Genomic DNA, 17,351 nt, shown 5'->3' with positions numbered 1-17,351 from the left:
TCTTTTCTCACGGTCTGGCATGATCATTACTATAATGAGACCGAGGATCATACTTAACGTCATATACAAAAACCCAGCGGATCGCTGGGTTATAAACTTCGGAGCAGGAACTGAAACTAACCACCCGCCCCCACACTCGTATTCTCCTCAGAACGACCTGATCCTCCAGCCCCCCCAGGACCACTCTCCCTCAAACCGCCACCACTCATAGACCCACTCCCCTTCCCCGGATTTGTATTACTCCCATCCGCATCCCCCCATTCCCGCCACCAATACTGCCTGGTGGCAACACATTCTCTGGTCCCGACTTCTCTGCGTTCATTTCCGTATAGGGCGGCATTCCACCCTTGTCGACTGGCGGCCCGCCGCCCGAAGACTGAACAAAGGCAATCAATGAATTGGCCGATAACAATCCAGCTACCGTCAACGCGATCACTTTTGACCTGATCATGGTGCACCTCCTTTCAAAGTCGCATACCTGATCTGGCAGCCGCGCTGTTTCAAGGGGGTAGCTCCATCAACTCGCGGCCCTGGAAATATGGATCAGCTCGGCTCACCCAAGCCGTCCTCATCGGCACTATCTGAATCATCAGGATTCGCCTCAACATCACTATCACCACGCCTTACATCCTCGTTCGGCACTTGCTCGACACCTGCCTCGTCATCAGGCGGGCGCTGATCGCGGCTTAAGGAATCGGTAGGGGACGGCAGCGGATACTCCGGCGTTTCGTCGATATCGGAGTCTTTCGGATCAGTGTTCATCTGGCACCTCTCATGGGGCCTGAAATACAGGCTCTGATGTTTTGAGGGCCAGGGCGATGACCGCGTTCGATCCAGAAGACAACCGGTCATTCGACTGCAAGACTCGATCAATCGGCCTACAGGTCACTGCTACGAAGTCCGAGCGACAGAAACAAGAAACCCGGCACCGGGCCGGGTTTCTGCTGTTGAGCACTGTGGCTCAATGGTTTTTATTTTTGTGTTTGTTCTTATGTTTATGACCCCCATCGGAATGGGAGTGGTCATTATCGGTGCCCAGGTTGTTGCCGACGGCCCCCCCCACTGCGCCACCCACGCCAGCGCCGATGGCCGACCCGGTCGAGCCACCGAGGCTGTTACCGATCACCGAACCACCCGCCGAGCCCAAACCGCCGCCAACCGCCGCTTCTGTGCGACTGCCCTTGGGCGCCGCGACCGCGCTGCCCGCCGCCCCGCCCACGCCAGCGCCAATGGCTGCACCGGTGCTGCCGCCCATTTGCCCACCGACGACGTTACCCAACACCCCGCCAAGACCGGCGCCTACCGCCGCATCACCATCACCTGCAGCCAGCGCAACCGGGGCAATCAACAATCCAAAAACAAACGCAGGCAACGACAAACGTCGAACATTCAGACTCGTAGAATTATTGCCTTGGGCTTTCGGGTTCATGGCACGCCTCACGATCTTCCAGGGTATGCAGTATTCGAGGCGTTATAGCGCAAATCGTTCATAAACGAAAAAGCCCGGCATCAAACCGGGCTTTTCGAGAGTCAATCAGGATCAGTGACCTTTTTTACCGTGGGCCAGGTTGCTGCCCACGCCGCCGCCCAACGCACCGCCCAGACCTGCACCGATGGTCGAACCGGTTTTGCCGCCCAGGCTATTGCCGATCACCGAACCACCCGCGGCGCCAACACCACCACCGATCGCTGCGCTGGTGCGATGACCTTTTTTGGCGGCCGCTGCACTGCCTGCCGCGCCAGCCACGCCAGCACCAATCGCAGCACCGGTGCTGCCGCCCATGCTCTGCCCCACGACGTTACCCAGTGCGCCGCCCAAACCACCGCCGATTGCGGCGGTGCCGTCGCCAGCCATTGCACCTTGAGTAACCAAAAGCCCCAGAATCACAGCAGGCAGTGTTAAACGCATCACGAAAACCTCAAAAATAGAGCTAAACAAAGAAGGGGCGAGATTGAATGCTTTCGTGCAGACGATGTCCAGCACGCCGGTTCAACATCGCGTTTTGCGAGCGTTGGACAGCGTTTTGGGGAAAGGTTTTATTGCGGACAAAAAAAAGCCCGCTGGGGAAACGGGCCAGGTGTTGCTTTCTAACGGATGAGCTGAGACTACGAGGGTGTCTGTGAAAACTTTGTGAAAAATCTCTGGCAGATGATTGCTGGTTACAAATCTTTCCGGCAAGAAAAACCCCGCTCATTGGCGGGGTCTGCTTTCGGGTCAATTACTTCCTGACAGGGGCAGGAACCTTGGGTAGGAATTTGCCCTTCTGGACTCGGCAAGCTCGGGTTTTGATTCTGTCGACCTCCGTCTGGTCTTCACCAAAGCTGGCTACATACTCGGTCTGCCCACACTGTACATAGTTGTTGATCGGAAACTCTGCACCGTCGTCCTCGATATACGGATCAGCCATCTCTTCACCCCTCTCCAAACGGAATCGATACCGGCAAGTCCGGATTTGCCTGAAAAATACCGATCACCAAGGGTTTCAGACTAGCCGGTCACAACCAGACCTGTCATCCAGCTCATTGCGTGCCCGACGAATGACTTACTCCCTGTTTCATCCAAGCTTGACCGCCGTCCCGGTCACAAACACCACCACCATTCCACCCTTGCCGGCTGGCATGCTGATCTCAAAATCCAGCCCCACCACCGCATCCGCATGAAGGGCGCGCGCCCGCTCCTTGATTTCGTCGGTGGCCTGCATCCGCGCTTCCTGCAACGCGCGCTCCAACGTCTGGGAACGCCCGCCAAAGATATCCCGCATCCCGGCGAAGACGTCGCGGACAACGTTGATCCCCTGCACAGACTCGGCGCTGACAATGTCCAGGTAAGCCGTGATTTGTCGGCCTTCAATGGTTTGGGTCGTGGTGGTGATCATGGAGCTTCCTTTGGTCGATTTCTGGGGTTTCACGCAAGGCGTTTAACAGGACACGCCACTGCAGAAGCCATTGATAACGCTTTCTTACAGGCTTCGGTAAATGGAGTTACAGAAGTTTGATCAACACTGTAGTGACAGTCGCTACAGTCCCAATCAGGCCTGTGGCAACGGCCACCGGATACCAAAAAGTCTCGCGGGTCATCTTTCCAGCCTCAGCGTTCAACTTGCGCTGCTCGGCCATGAGCTTGACGATCTCCACATGAATCTTTTCCAGCTCCGCCTGTTCCATGGTGAGGTCCTGCATGACGAGTGTGTATCCACCCCGGTAGAGGCACGTGCCCGTCACGTCGCCGTTTGATCCATTTTGTACCAGAAAGCGAAAAAACGACCACCCCTACCGAATTGGCGTCCTGCAAAAATATTACGGCCCAAAACGCACAAAACCCCTGGCTTCTTTCGAAACCAGGGGTTTTGTTTACATCGAATTTGGCGGTGAACGAGTCCGCCAAATCAATATCCAGCTACAGCCACGACAATCCTATAAGCCATCAGCCCCCCTTACCAAGTCCAGCGTACTCCGAGGCTAACCTGCTGCTGACTCACATCGCTGCCACCCAGGTTCGCGCCTATCACCGAAGCCGTGCCAAATACCCTCAGATCCTGAGTGACCTGGGCCTCCAGCCCCACATCCAGAGTTGCGTTCAATCCCAAGTCATGTCCGGAGAAGTCCTGCCGTGTCCCGCCCGGCAGTGTCACTTCCAGGTTTGTTGAGTTTTCCCCCAGGGTGTCCTGCAACCCTACGGTCAGCCAAGGTTTCAGGGTCGCGCCGCCATCCGTCACGACGGTCTTTTCGAGGCGCACCGCAGTCCTCACTAACCCCAGTACATCGTCCTTTATATTCAGTTGCTTGCCGCTTGAGTCGGTCTTGTCATCCCAGCGCATGTGGATGGCACTCGCCTGGAACTGCGGCTCTACTACCCACCCGTTGCTCAGGGGAAACCTGTGCCCTACTTGTCCACTGAGACTCAAGATGTCGCCGTGCACCTGCTCGCTGAAGCCATCGGACGAACGGACCTGCGCATCGGGCAGCAGAGCCGTCAGGCTCAGGTCGGCATAGGTGCCGCTCTGCCAATCCAGGCTTCCATAGGCGCCAAACGCCAGTGCGTCCATGTCCACGTCGGATCTGCCCACACTCACCGGACCGGTCGAACTCTCGCCTGTGGTCGAGTAATTGCCCCGCTGCTGGCCGATGAACAGACCGCCACGCATGCGGGAAGCCTGTTCGTCCACGAACAGGTGGTCGTAGCCGGCATAGAGCCCCGTGCTGTTGCCATCGAACTCGAACCCCGGATTCGATTCCATCGACAAGTGACTGCCGATGGCGGCCAGCCATAACCCTTCGCAGGTGCCGAACCACTCCAGACCAATGCGCGTGCGCTCTTCCTCGCTGCGGTTGCAGTAGGGGTTATCCCCACGGCCGCCGGCCATGCGGTCAAACAGCAGTCGGTTGTTATCCAGAGTCATGCTATAGCCGATATCCGGCACCACCGTATAGCCGGGAATCTCCGGCAACAGCAATTTGTCGGCCGAACTCAAATACCAGTCCGAGTCATTCTCGCCCTGAGCGAAATTCCAGGCCAGGACACTACCGTTCAAACGCACGGTCTTGTCCGACACGAAGCCTCCGGCGGTCGACGGATTGTCATTGGGGCTGCTGATGACTCGGATCGTTGTCCCCGGCTTGGCCTCAGTGCCATCGTTGGCGAAATTGACACGCGTCGAACCGACCACATCACCGCCTATGTCCAACCCACCAGACGTACCGGCGGAGGCAGCGACCTGCACGTCGAGGGTGCCGTTACCGCCGTAGTCGCCGCTGATCGCCAGACGGTGCGATCCGACATCAATCAAGCCGTCGTTATGAACGCTTCCTCCAATGCTTGCACCGGAGCGGGCGAGCAGTCGCGAAGTGCTGTCGAGGGTCAGTAGACCAGCGTTCAGGTCGAGTGGACTGGCCAGCGCGAAAACGCTGCCGTCGAGTAATTCGACCTGCTCCCAATTGTTCAGCGCCGGAGCACCGGTACCGAGGTCCAGACCGCTGAAACTGAGGTGATCATCGCCTTCCCCCCCACCCAGACTGCGCAGACCGCTCAAATCACCGCCGATGAAGCTGACCGAGTCATTACCGGTACCGAAGTCCAGCATGCCGCGCACGGTGCCTCTCGAGGTGAAGCTGTCATCTGCGGCGGTACCCGCATAGCTGCCCTGCACGTCGAGCGTGGCACCGGCGGCGACCGTCGTGTTTTGCGCCTTGACGCTGCCGTTGGCGCCCACGTTCAAGGTGCCGGCGAGCACATTGACCGTGGTGAATTCCGACCCCAACGGGCCGTTGATGTTGAGCACGCCGACATTGGTCTTGCTCAGGGTCTCGAAGCCCTGCACGGCGCCCAGGTCGGCGCTCGCCGCGATGTCGGCATTGAAGACGTCGTTGCCTGCTCCTGCTGCCACCGTGCCCAGGATTTTAGTGCCATCGTGGATGGTCAGCGTGTCGTCGCCATCACCCAGTGCAAAGATCCCGCCCCCGGTGTCGAGTGTGCCGGCGACATCCAGCACGTCGTTGCCCGCACCCAGGTCGCCACTGGCCAGCAGCGTGCCGCCCGCACCGATCGACACCGTATTGGTGCCGGCGTTGCCGGTGATCGTCGCCGCCGTACCGCCGACCGCCTGCAACCTGCCGTCGACATTCAGCGTGGTGTTGTCACCCAGCGCGACGGTCGGCGTATTCAACGTGCCATCCACGTCCAGGGTGCCGGCATTGAGCGCGGTACCACCGGAGAAGGTACTGGTGCCGACCAGGGTCGCGACGCCTATGTTGTCCTTGGTGAGGAATTCGAAGTTGGTCGTGTGGAGGCCGTCGAGTGTCATCGCCGCGACATTGTTCAACACGACGGTGTCGCCTGCGCCGTTCGCGCCACCGTCGATGACGTTGTTCAGCACCGCGCCATCGTTGAGGGTCAACGTATCGTCGCCGCCACACAGATCGATGGCGCCGCTACCACTGACGGTGCCCGACACGCTCATCGTGTCGTTGCCGGCGCCGCAGCCGTAGCTGCCGTCCACATTCAACGTCGCACCGCTGCTCACTACAGTGGCGAGCGTGCTGCCAGCGGTCGCCACCACGCTGGCGTTGGGGCCGACATTCAGGGTACCGCCCAGCACGTTGACTTCCTGAAGATCGGTCGCGCCCGGCCCGTTGATGTTGAGCACGCCGGCCCCGGTCTTGGTCACACCCTCGAAGTTCAGCAATTCGCCCAGGTTGGTGGTCAGGTTGATGTCGTAGACGCGGGTATCCTGCCCGGCGCCGCCGTCGATCGTGCCCAGCACCACAGTGGCGTCGTGCACCACGAAGTTGTCGTCGCCATCACCCAGTGCAAAGATCCCGCCCCCGGTGTCGAGTGTGCCGGCGACATCCAGCACGTCGTTGCCCGCGCCCAGGTCGCCAATGGCCAGCAGCGTGCCGCCCGCGCCGATCGACACCGTATTGGTGCCGGCGTTGCCGGTGATCGTCGCCGCCGTGCCGCCGACCGCCTGCAACCTGCCGTCGACATTCAGCGTGGTGTTATCACCCAGCGCGACGGTCGGCGTATTCAACGTGCCATCCACGTCCAGGGTGCCGGCATTGAGCGCGGTACCACCGGAGAAGGTACTGGTGCCGGCCAGGGTCGCGACGCCAACGTTGTCCTTGGTGAGGAATTCGAAGTTGGTCGTATTGCTGCTATCGAACGTCATCGCCGCTGCATTGTTCAATACGACGGTGTCGCCTGCGCCGTTTGCGCCGCCGTCGATGACGTTGTTCAGCACCGCGCCATCATTGAGGGTCAGCGTATCGTCGCCGGCAGCCAGGTCGATGGTGCCACTGCCGCTGACCGTACCGGACAGGTTGAAGCTGTCGTTGCCCGCGCTGCCCGTGTAGACGCCATCGACATTCAACGTCGTGCCGCTCGCCACCGTCGTGGTGAGCACGCCGTTGATCGCACCGCCGGCACCGATGTCCAGCGTGCCACCCGCCACATTGACGGCAGTGAAGCTCGAGCTCGCCGGCCCATCGACGTGGAGTGTGCCGATGTTGCTCTTGGTCAGGGTCTCGAAATTGATCGCGCCGCCCAGCGTGGCGTTGCCTGCAATGTCCGCCAGGAAGGTATCGGTACCCGCCCCACCGTCTACGGCATTCGCCAGGCCCGAAAGATCGGCGCCGTCCTGGACAGTGAAGGTGTCGTCGCCGTCGAGCAGATCAACGGGGCCCGTGCCTGTCAGCCTGCCGGCTACGGTCATTGTGTCGTTACCGCTCGTGCCGGTGAAGCTGCCGTCCACGTTCAACGTCGCGCCGTTGGCGACCGTGGTGTCCTGTGCCGATACCGTGGCGCTTGGCCCGATGTTCAGCGTGCCGCCGAGTACATCGACTTGCAGCAGGTTGGTCGCGGCGGGGCCGTTGATGTTGAGGGTGCCGACACCGGTCTTGGTCACACCTTCGAAGTTGACCAGCGTGCCCAGGTCGGCGGTCAGGTTGATGTCGTAGACGCGGGTGTCCAGGCCGGCGCCACCGTCGATGGTGCCGATGATATTGGTGCCGTCGTGCACGGTGAAGGTATCGTCGCCATCGCCCAGCGTGAAGATTGCGCCCTGCGTGTCAACCGTGCCGAGTACATCGAGCACATCGTTGCCGGCGCCAAGGTCGCCGCTGGCGAGCAACGTTCCGCCCGCCCCCACAGTGACGGTGTTAATGCCCGCACTGCCGGTGATCGTCGCGGCCGTGCCGCCCGTGTCTTGCAGCGAACCATCGACATTGAGCGTCGTGTTGTCGGCAAGCGCCACTGTCGGCGTACTCAGCACACCGTCCACATCCAGCGTGCCGCTATTGATGGTGGTGCCGCCAATGAAGCTCTGTGTGCCGGTCAGTGTCGCCGTGCCGGTGTTGTCCTTCTGAAGGAGTTCGAAGTTGATCGTGTTGCCGGCGTTGAAGCTCAGCGCGTTGGCGTTGTTCAGCACGACAGTGTCGCCTGCGCCATGTGCGCCGCCGTCGATGACGTTGTTCAGCGCCGCACCGTCGTTGAGCGTCAGCGTGTCGTCGCCGGCAGCCAGGTCGATGGTGCCACTGCCGCTGACCGTGCCGGACACGTCGACGCTGTCGTTGCCCGCGCTGCCTGTGTAGACGCCATCGACATTCAAGGTCGCGCCGCTTGCCACCGTCGTGGTGACCACGCCGTTGATCGCGCCGGCGGCACCGACATCCAGTGTGCCGCCGAGGACATTGACCGTGGTGAACGACGAAGACGCCGGGCCATCGACATTGAGCGTGCCGATGTTGGTCTTGGTCAGCGTCTCGAAGTTGACTACACCACCCAGGATCGCACTGCCGGCGATGTCGGCCAACACCGTATCCGTTCCGTTTCCGCCACTCAGCGCATTGACCAGACCCGACAGATTCGCGCCGTCGTTCAGGATCAGCGTGTCGTCGCCGTCACACAGATCGATGGTGCCGCTGCCCGTCACCGTGCCGCCCACGGTCATCGTGTCGTTGCCGCTGCCGCAGCCGTAGCTGCCGTCCACATCGAGGGTGGCGCCACTCGCAACGAGCGTATTGAGCGGACTACCGTCGGCGGGCCCCTCCACGATGCCATCCAGCCCGATGTTCAACGTGCCCTCCAGCACGTTGACGTTCTGGATGGAGGACGGGAACAACACGCCAACGGTATCGCCATTGATGTTCAGGATGCCGGTGCCGGTCTTGGTCAGGACCTCAAACTGAACCAGTGCGCCGAGATCGGCAGTCAGGTTGATATCGGCGATGGCGGTGTCGGTGCCATCGCCGCCGTAGACGACGCCATCCACCAGCGCCCCGTCGTGCAGGGTGAACAAATCGTCGCCGGCGCCCAGCGAAAGCACGCCGCTGAAGCCGCTGCCATTCGTGTCGAGCTCACCGAACACGTCCAGCACGTCGTTGCCGCCCGCCAAGTCGCCTGCCGCAAACAGCAAGCCGCCGGCCCCGATCGTTACCGTGTTGACGTCATCATCACCGCCGAGAAACACTTCGGCGCCATTGAAGCCTCGCACCACGCCGTCAACGTTGAGTGCCGTGCCGCCAAACAGAACCAAAGTCGACGTCTCCAGCGTGCCGTCCACATCCAGCGTGCCTGCCATCACATCGACGCTGTTGAAACCCTGGGTTCCGATCAGGGTCGCAATTCCCGTGTTTTCCTTCTGCAGGAGCTCGAAGTTGGTCGTGTTGCCAGCGTCGAATGTAAAGGCGTTGGCGTTGTTCAGCACCACGGTATCGCTGGCGTTGCCGCCGCTGACGACGTTGCTCAGCACCGCGCCATCGTTGAGGGTCAGCGTGTCATCGCCGTTACACAGGTCGATGGTGCCGGAACCCGACACCGTGCCGGACACCGTCATGGCATCGTTGCCGTCGCCGCAACCGTAGCTGCCGTCGACGTTCAAGGTCGCACCACTGCCCACTACCGTGGTGAGTGTGCTGCCCAGGGTCGCCACCACGCTGCCGGCGGGTCCGATGTTCAACGTACCGCCCAGCACGCTGACTTCCTGCAGATCGGTCGCGCCGGGGCCGTTGAGGTTGAGAGTGCCGGTACCGGTCTTGGTCACACCTTCGAAGTTGACCAGTTGGCCCAGGTCGGCGGTTAGATTGATGTCGTAGACGCGAGTGTCCACGCCGGCACCACCGTCGATAGTGCCGATGACATTGGTGCCGTCGTGCACGGTAAAGGTGTCGTCGCCATCGCCCACCGCGAAGCTCCCGCCCAGCGTGTCGAGCGTACCGACCACGTCGAGCACATCGTCGCTGGCCCCAAGGTCGCCGGTCGCGACCAGCGTGCCATCGACCGTCACCGTATTGATGCCGGCGCTGCCAGTGATCGTCGTGGCCGTACCACCCGCGCCCTGCAGTGAACCATTGACATTAAGCGTCGTGTTGTCGGCAAGCGTCATGGTCGGCGTAGTCAGCGCACCGTCCACATCCAGCGTGCCGCCATTGATCGCCGTGCCGCCGCTGAAGCTCTGTGTCCCGGTCAGCGTCGCCGTGCCGGTGTTGTCCTTCTGCAGGAATTCGAAGTTGACGATGTTGCCGCCGTTGAGGGCAAATGCGCCGGCGTTGTTCAACACCACCGTGTCGCCTGCGCCATGCGCGTCACCGTCGAGTGGATTGGCCAGCCCGCTCAGGTCAGCGCCGTCGTTCAAGGTCAGTATGTCGTCGCCGCCGAGCAGGTTGATCGTGCCCGTGCCATTGACCGTGCCCGACACCGTGAAGGTGTCGTTGCCCGTGGTGCCTTGGTACGTCCCGTCCACGGTCATGGTCGCGCCCGAGGACACCACAGTGGTCTGCGGATCGACAACGGTACCCGCAGCGATGTACAGCGTCCCGCCCTGCACCAGCACCGTATCGAACTGCGAAGTCACCGGTCCGTTGATGTTGAGCGTGCCGACATTGGATTTGATCAGGGTTTCGAAATTGACCGCGCCCCCCAGGGCCGCGGTGGTGGCGATGTCGGCCGTCAGCGTATCGATGCCGAGGCCACCGTCGATCGCGGTCGTCAGACCGCTTAGATCCGCGCCATCCTGTAGCGTTAACTGATCGTCGCCATCGAGCAAGTCGACGGTGCCCGTCCCCGCAACATCGCCTGCAACGGTGAAGCTGTCAGAACCTGTGGTGAAACCCAGGCTGCCGTTCACGTTCAGCGCCGCGCCGCTGGCGACCGTCGCCTCGGATACCCCGGTAAAGCTGGCCGCGGCATTGATGTTCAAGATGCCGGCCAGCACGTTGACGGTCGTGAAGTCCGAACCCGTCGGGCCATTGAAGTTGAGTGCGCCGACGCCGGTCTTGGTCAGGGTTTCAAACCCTTGCACGGCGCCCACGTCTGCACTGGTATTGATATCAGTGGCGAAAGTATCGGTGCCCGCACCCGCCGTCACGGCGCCGATGATGTGAGTGCCGTCGTGGATGCTCAGCGTGTCATCGCCGTCGCCGAGTGCGAAAGTACCGCCATCGGTATCGAGCGTGCCGGCCACGTCCAGGACATCGTCGCCGCCACCCAGATCGCCACTGGCGACCAGGTTGCCGCCAGCCCCCACCGTCAAGGTATTCGCGCCGGCACTGCCGGTGATCGTGGCCGCTGCTCCGCCAACACTCTGCAGTGAGCCGTTGACATTGAGCGTCGTGTCGTCCGCCAGTGCCACGGTGGGCGTTTCCAGCGCACCCACCACATCCAGTGCGCCGCCGTTGATCGTGGTTCCGGCACTGAAACTCTGACTGCCGGTCAGGGTGGTGACGCCGCTGTTCTGCTTGAGCAGGCTTTCGAAGCCCGCAGTCGCGCCGCCGTTGAAGGTCAGTGCCAGGGCATTGTCGAGCACCAACTGGTCATTGCCGGTTCCGGCATCGATACCCACGCCGCTGATCACGGCGCCGTCACGCAGGGTCAAGGTTTCGTCCCCCGCTCCCAGGTCGAGGGCGGCGCCATCGGTGTTGAGCGTACCTGCGAGGGTGACGTTGTCAGTACCGTCGCCCAGGCTGCCGTTTGCTTGCAGCGTCGCGCCGCTGTTGATGTTGAGGGTGTTGGCGCCGGCGCTGCCGGTGAGGGTTGTAATCGTCCCGCCCATGCCCTGCACTGTGCCATCCACGTTCAAGGTGGTGGCGTCCGCCATCGAGACGGTCGAGGTATCGAACGTACCGCTCACATCCAGCGTACCGCCGTTGATCGCGGTACCGGCGCTGTAGCTCTGGTTGCCGGTCAGCGTCAGCGTGCCCGTGTTCTGCTTGGTCAGTTGCTCGAAGCCACTGAAACCACCGAAGGTCTTCGCCAGGGCGTTGTTGATCACCAGGCTGTCGGCGGTGCCGGCACCCGCGTCGACGCCGGCGCCGTTGATCACCCCGTCATTGATGGTCAGGGTGTCGTTGCCTGCTCCCAGGTTCAACACCGCAGCACCCGTGTCCAGCGTGCCGGTCACAGTGAGGGCATCACTGCCATCGCCCAAGTCGCCGTTGGTGTGCAGGGTCGCACCGGTGTTGACGTTGATCGTGTTAGCGCCTGCGTCGCCGGTGATCGCGGCAGTCGTTGCGCCCGCCGCCTGCACGGTGCCGTCCACGTTCAGGGTGGAGGTACCGCTCATGGCGATGGAACCGGTGTTCAGCACGCCATTCACGTCCAGCGTGCCCGCGCTCACCGTGGTGGCGCCGATACTGTTGCCCGCGGTCAGCGTGGTGGTGCCGGTACCGACCTGCGCAAAGGTGCCCGGACCGCTCATGGTGGCGTTGAAGATGACCGTATCGCTGCGATTCATCGACAACGTCGAGGTCGCCGAATCGACGATCACGTTGCCGGTGCCGAGATTGCCCGACGTGTTGCCGTCGCCGATCGTCAGGTTGCCGTCGTTGATGACGGTGTTGCCGGTGTACGTGTTGTTGCCAGTCAGGACCCAAGTGCCGCTGCCGTTTTTGGCCAGCGTGGTAATGCCGGTGCCGCTGTTGCCGATCACGCCGGCCACGGTGTTGTTACCGGTGTTGGTGCCGCCCAGGGCGACGGTGCGCGCCACGTTCGGATTCGATAGCCCGATCGTGCCGGGATTGGTGAGGTTGATCGCGCCCGTACCGGACGATTCGAGGAACGAAACGCCGCCCGCCAGCGTGAACAGTCGATCACTGCTGTCGCCCGCGCCGGTGTAGCGCAAGGTCGAGCCGTTGCCAATCACCAGGTTGGCGGCCGCACTGGACGCCGCGCCGATACCGCTGGCCGTGCCGCCATTGCTGAGTTTGCTGACCCCGAGCACGCCGCCGTTGATGGTGGTGACACCGGTGTAGTTGCTGGTGTTGTTGGTCAGGATCCAGGTGCCGGCGCCGGTCTTGGTCAGCGAGCTGACGCCCGCACCATTGTTGTCGAGCTGCGCCGACAGCGTGTTGTTGCCGGTGTTGGTACCGTTGAGCGTCAACGTGCGCGCGACGCCGGTGCCGGTCAACGCAATAGCGCCGACGTTGGTCAGGTTCAATGCTCCTGTGCCCGAGGAATCCAGCGAGCCACCGCCCGCACCGAGCGTGAACAGGCGATCGCTGATTTGGCCCGCGCCGCTGTACGACAGGGTGGCGCCATTGTTGATGAGCAGGTTGCTTGCGGCCGCACTGCTGGCGCCGGTGCCACTGTTGCTGCCGCCGTCGGCCAGGCAGTCGACGGCCAGGGTGCCGCCGTTGATGGTGGTGGTGCCGGTGTAGCTGTTGTTGCATCCGGTCATTCGCTGGACCTGCGCGCCACTCTTGACCAGGTTACCGGCGCCAATGATGTTGCCGGCATAGGCAACGCCAGCCGTATTGTTACCCTGACTGATTGTCAGTGTCTGTCCGCCCAGGTTGATGTTGCCGCCCGTGGTGCCACCCCCTTGCAACCACGTGAACGACTGATTGAAACCGTTGGCATCCAGCGTGGCGCCGGTCACGTTGCCCATGCTCAGGTAGCCATTGCCAAAGGCCGTGGCTGAGCCGGCGCGCAGGATGCCGGTCTGATCGACCACTGTGCCGCCGGTGTACGTATTGTTACCGGACAGCACCAGCGTGCCGGGCCCTCTCTTGTACAGGGTGCCGGCGCCGCCCACCGCTCCGCTGATGCCCAGGGTGGTCGCCGCATTGGTGACATTAAGCACGCCAAACCCGCTCTGCATCGTCAGCCCGCGATCGATGCTGACGTTGCCACCGGTGTAATTGAGAGTACCGCTGTTGAACAGAACGTTGGAAGCAGCGCTGGTCGATGCGCCGATACCGCTTGCCTGCCCGCCATTGGCCAGACAATCAACGCTAATCCCACCGTTGTTCATGGCGGTGGCGCCGGTGTACGTATTGTTGCAACCGGACATGGTCTGGGTGCCGCCGCCCTGCGTAAAGCCGCCACTACCGCTGATGACCCCGCCGAAGGTCCCGCTGAGAAGCGACGTTAGCGTGGCGGAGCCCAGGTTCACATTGCCGAGGCCCTGTAGCGCCCCGACCGAGATATTGAAACCGTTGAGATCCGCCGTGGCTCCGCTCGCCACGCTCAGGCCGTTGTTTGAAGTGCCAAAAGCCTGGGTGGACCCAGCGCGCAGCGTGCCGGCAGCGACCGTGGTACCGCCCGAGTAGGTATTGGTGCCGGAGAGCACCAGAGTGCCCGGCCCGTCCTTGCGAAAACCGTCATCACCCACTGCCGTACCACTGATGGTCAGGGTCGTGGCAGCGTTGCTCACGCCAATGGCACCCACGCTGCCGCCAGCACCGGGCGTGCCGAGGGTGAAACCACGGTCAGTGCTGGTCGTACCACCGAGGTAACCGAGCGTGCCGCCATTAAGGACGAGACTGCCAGAAGCATTGCCGGACGCACCGATGCCGCTGACCAGACCGCCATTGGCCAGGGTGTTGACCGCCAGTGTGCCGCCGGAGACAGTGGTGATGCCGGTGTAGTCGTTGCCCGCGTTGCCCAGCGTCAGCGTGCCGGCGCCGGTCTTGGTGAACGTGGCGCCATCGGCGCTGGTGACCGGACCGTTGAACGTCAGGTTGCTGGCGGCACTGGTGACATCGACGATACTGCCCAGGATCGAGCCGGATTTGGCAAGGGTGAAACCGCGGTCGCTGGTCGTCGTGGCACCGGTGTAGCGCAGCGTGCTGCCTTCCAGCAACAGATTGGACGATGCCGAGGACGAGGCGCCGATGCCGCTCGCGGTGCCGCCGTTGGTAATGTTGCCGACCGAGAGGATCCCCTGCGACACGGTGGTGGCGCCGGTGTAGGTGTTGTTGGCGTTGGTCAGTGTGACCAGCCCGGTACCGGCCTTGGTGAAGCCGATCCCGGTGCCGTTGTCGACGATCTGGGACCCTATGCTGAAGTTGCCGGTGCCGTTCTGCTGGATGCCCAACACACCACCGCCGGAGGTACCGGTGAGCGAACCGCCCGTGAACGTCTGATTGCTGGCCCCGACCGACGGCGCAACGATGATGGTGCCATCCACACCCAGGGTATTACCGGCGCCCACGGTCACGGTGGAGTTGGCTGCCGCGGTGTACTGCAAGCCGCCGATTTGCTTGCTGCCGCTCACCGTGCCGAAAAAGGGCGAGTTCGCAGTGCCACCGGCATCGCTGAGGATCTCGTTGTTCAGCCAGGCGGAAGCATCGTCCTTGTTGACATAGTCCGTCGTGGTGAAGGCAAGGATGTTGCCACCGACCACCTTGGCATAATTGGTGCCGTTGACCGTGGCCCAACCGCCCAGGGTGGTATTGGTGGTGGTGATGTTGCCACTGCCCGGCAAGTTGAAGTTGACCAGGCCGTCGGTGCGGGTGATCGCTCCCAGGTTAAGCGTCATGCTGCCACCGGCGCCGGATGTCGCGCCAATCGTGTTGTTGCCTGCGGTGACGAGGAGACCGTTGAACGTCTGTGTATTGGCCTCGCCAGCGGCACCGATCACATTGAGCACCCCGCCGCCCATGTTCAGGGTCGAGGCGCTGGAAATGATGTTGCTGGTGGGCGCGGTGGCTGCACCGTAGTCCAACCGCAGCGTGCCGCCGTTGATCGTGGTCGCACCCGTATAGGTGTTGGTCCCGGTGAGGGTTTGCGTGCTGGCTCCGGTCTTGACGAGGCCACCGCTGCCGGTGATGTTGCCGGCGTAGGCGGTACTGATACCCGCAGCATCGCTCAGGTTCAGCGTCCCCGATCCCAGGTCGACGGTGCCGCCCGTACCAGTCAACGAGCGCACCGTGATGTCCAGATCGTTGAGATCCAGCGTACCGCCGCTGTTCACGGCAACCCCACTGGTTGCTCCAAAGGCCGTGGTGCTGCCGGCGCGAAGCGTGCCGCTATTGACCGTGGTGCTACCGGTGTAGGTATTGGCGCCACTGACCAGCCACGTGGAGGCGCCGCTCTTGGCCAGGCCGCCCGTACCCGAGATGACGCCCGAGAGGAGGTTGTCGGCCCCCGTGTAGCTTCCGCCGAGCGTGCCGGTGTTGGTGAGTGCCAGGGTGCCGCTGAGCGCAAGCGCGCCGGTGCCGTCATTGTTGATCGCGCCGCCGTTGAGCCCCCATGTCCGATTGCTGTTATCGCCAGCGCCAGTGTAAGACAAGGCGCCATTGGTGATACCGATGCCACCACCCGTGCCGGTGCCAAAGGAACTGGCGGTGCCAGTGTCCTTGAGCGAGCCGGCCCGCACGGTTACGCCGTTGATGCCGGTGGCGGTCGTATACGTATTGACGTTGCCAAGCGTGATGGTTCTTCCGGCGCCACCGGTATAGGAGACCGACCCATTGCCTGAAATGATGCCCAGCAATGACATGTCGGCGTTATTGGCACTGAAGCTGGTGCCAAAGTTACTGCCACCGGACACGACCATGTTGCCGGTCAGTGTCAACGTGCCTGTCCCTATGTTGCGGAAGGTGAGCGGCGCTACGGTGCCCGCGGCGCTGAGTTGCCAGTTGCGGTTGGAACTGCTGCCGGCACCGAAATAGCTCAGAGTTGCACCAACACCACCGCCGGACGCAAGCGTGATGGTGCCATTGGCCACCGTCGTTGGCGCCCCCAGGGAACTGGCCACGCCCAGATCGGCGATGGAGTTGAACGAAAAACTGCCGCCATTCCCGTTACCGAAAATGGTCGCCCCGGTATAGTTGCTGGCGGCGTTGGTGAGGCTGACACCGCCATTGAGTCTGAGCCCGCCGGCGCCGGTGAAGCGGGCCGAGCCGACTCCTGCGCCGCCCAGCAGGAGAGTCCCGCTGGTGAGGGTGATGTTCCGGCTCGCTGCGAGGGCACCGGTGCTGCTCAAGCTTGTGCCGCCGGCCATAGTGACGCCGTTGCCCGCCGCACCCAGCGCAGAATCGCCGTTGAGGGCCAGGCTTCCGGTATTGACCACAACACCACCGCTGAAGGTGTTGGCGCCGTTGAGGGCGAGGGTCCCGGCCCCCGCCTTGGTCAGACCCGCGCCGCCCGCCAGGATCGAGTTGATGGTGGCGCCGCCAGTAACGTTGATGGTGGGCGTGATTCCCCCCAGGGTCAGGGTGCTGCCGCTGAGCGTGTAACCGGTGGTTTGAAAGGTGAGGTTGTGCACGGTGATCGGTGTGCCCAAGGTCACGGTGCCGGCGGTACCACCGAAGAAGGCGTCGTCCAGGGCGACGTTGTTCCAGACGCTGTAGGGGCCGCTGACGCCGTCGTTGTTGGGGCTCCAAAAAGCGCTGGAGAGATTCCAGGTGCCGGTCCCCCCCGAGCCCAGTGTCGTGCCGTTGGTATCCCAATACCGATCGGCTGCCTGCAGTATGGGGCTGAACGCCATGCCCGCCGACAACAACAAGGCCAGCGTCCGGAGCCTGCGAACCCGCCGCCCACCGCGGCGACCTTTACCATGGGACTTCGCATGCTCGCTGACGGCTACGAAAGTACCTGAACGTGCACTCCAGACAAGGCGAAATACATGATTCAT

At 62.4% G+C, this 17,351-nt stretch carries 8 protein-coding genes; all 8 read right to left on the bottom strand.

Going from position 1 to position 17,351, the window contains the following annotated elements; translation table 11 throughout:
• Positions 1 to 205: 205 nt before the first annotated feature.
• The 8 genes from QYH43_RS10305 to QYH43_RS10270 all read right to left on the bottom strand — a co-directional run bounded on the left by QYH43_RS10305 (position 206) and on the right by QYH43_RS10270 (position 17,351).
• Positions 206 to 451, bottom strand: coding sequence for a hypothetical protein (locus QYH43_RS10305; RefSeq protein ID WP_256580351.1), 246 nt, complete (start codon positions 449 to 451; stop codon positions 206 to 208).
• Positions 452 to 543: 92 nt separating this feature from the next.
• The gene (locus tag QYH43_RS10300) at positions 544 to 762 is read right to left on the bottom strand and encodes a hypothetical protein (protein WP_095059134.1); all 219 of its coding nucleotides are present in this window, start codon (positions 760 to 762) and stop codon (positions 544 to 546) included.
• 199 nt (positions 763 to 961) lie between these two features.
• Positions 962 to 1,429: a glycine zipper domain-containing protein gene (locus tag QYH43_RS10295; RefSeq protein WP_301157012.1), complete on the bottom strand. Its 468-nt coding sequence runs from the start codon at positions 1,427 to 1,429 to the stop codon at positions 962 to 964.
• 111 nt (positions 1,430 to 1,540) lie between these two features.
• The gene (locus tag QYH43_RS10290) at positions 1,541 to 1,909 is read right to left on the bottom strand and encodes a bacteriocin (protein ID WP_095059132.1); all 369 of its coding nucleotides are present in this window, start codon (positions 1,907 to 1,909) and stop codon (positions 1,541 to 1,543) included.
• A gap of 310 nt (positions 1,910 to 2,219) precedes the next feature.
• On the bottom strand, positions 2,220 to 2,408 hold the full coding sequence (locus QYH43_RS10285; RefSeq protein WP_095152341.1) for a hypothetical protein: 189 nt from the start codon (positions 2,406 to 2,408) through the stop codon (positions 2,220 to 2,222).
• Between the two features lie 147 nt (positions 2,409 to 2,555).
• On the bottom strand, positions 2,556 to 2,876 hold the full coding sequence (locus QYH43_RS10280; protein WP_095059129.1) for a YbjQ family protein: 321 nt from the start codon (positions 2,874 to 2,876) through the stop codon (positions 2,556 to 2,558).
• A 106-nt stretch (positions 2,877 to 2,982) separates the two neighbouring features.
• Positions 2,983 to 3,165, bottom strand: a complete 183-nt coding sequence (locus QYH43_RS10275) for a hypothetical protein (protein ID WP_095152358.1) — start codon at positions 3,163 to 3,165, stop codon at positions 2,983 to 2,985.
• 269 nt (positions 3,166 to 3,434) lie between these two features.
• Positions 3,435 to 17,351 carry an autotransporter-associated beta strand repeat-containing protein gene (locus tag QYH43_RS10270; RefSeq protein WP_301157011.1) on the bottom strand — a complete coding sequence of 4,639 codons (13,917 nt, stop codon included), beginning with the start codon at positions 17,349 to 17,351 and terminating at the stop codon, positions 3,435 to 3,437.

The organism is Pseudomonas sp. C32 (assembly GCF_030417915.1).
GTDB lineage: Bacteria > Pseudomonadota > Gammaproteobacteria > Pseudomonadales > Pseudomonadaceae > Aquipseudomonas.
Note: the sequence above shows the minus strand (reverse complement) of the source record. Positions and strands in the feature narration are given on the sequence as shown.

What these genes read in the sequence shown, in the direction of transcription:
- QYH43_RS10305 (WP_256580351.1), bottom strand. Translation starts at nt 451, where the DNA reads ATGATCAGGTCAAAAGTGATCGCGTTGACGGTAGCTGGATTGTTATCG.
- QYH43_RS10300 (WP_095059134.1), bottom strand. Translation starts at nt 762, where the DNA reads ATGAACACTGATCCGAAAGACTCCGATATCGACGAAACGCCGGAGTAT.
- QYH43_RS10295 (WP_301157012.1), bottom strand. Translation starts at nt 1,429, where the DNA reads ATGAACCCGAAAGCCCAAGGCAATAATTCTACGAGTCTGAATGTTCGA.
- QYH43_RS10290 (WP_095059132.1), bottom strand. Translation starts at nt 1,909, where the DNA reads ATGCGTTTAACACTGCCTGCTGTGATTCTGGGGCTTTTGGTTACTCAA.
- QYH43_RS10285 (WP_095152341.1), bottom strand. Translation starts at nt 2,408, where the DNA reads ATGGCTGATCCGTATATCGAGGACGACGGTGCAGAGTTTCCGATCAAC.
- QYH43_RS10280 (WP_095059129.1), bottom strand. Translation starts at nt 2,876, where the DNA reads ATGATCACCACCACGACCCAAACCATTGAAGGCCGACAAATCACGGCT.
- QYH43_RS10275 (WP_095152358.1), bottom strand. Translation starts at nt 3,165, where the DNA reads ATGGAACAGGCGGAGCTGGAAAAGATTCATGTGGAGATCGTCAAGCTC.
- QYH43_RS10270 (WP_301157011.1), bottom strand. Translation starts at nt 17,351, where the DNA reads ATGAATCATGTATTTCGCCTTGTCTGGAGTGCACGTTCAGGTACTTTC.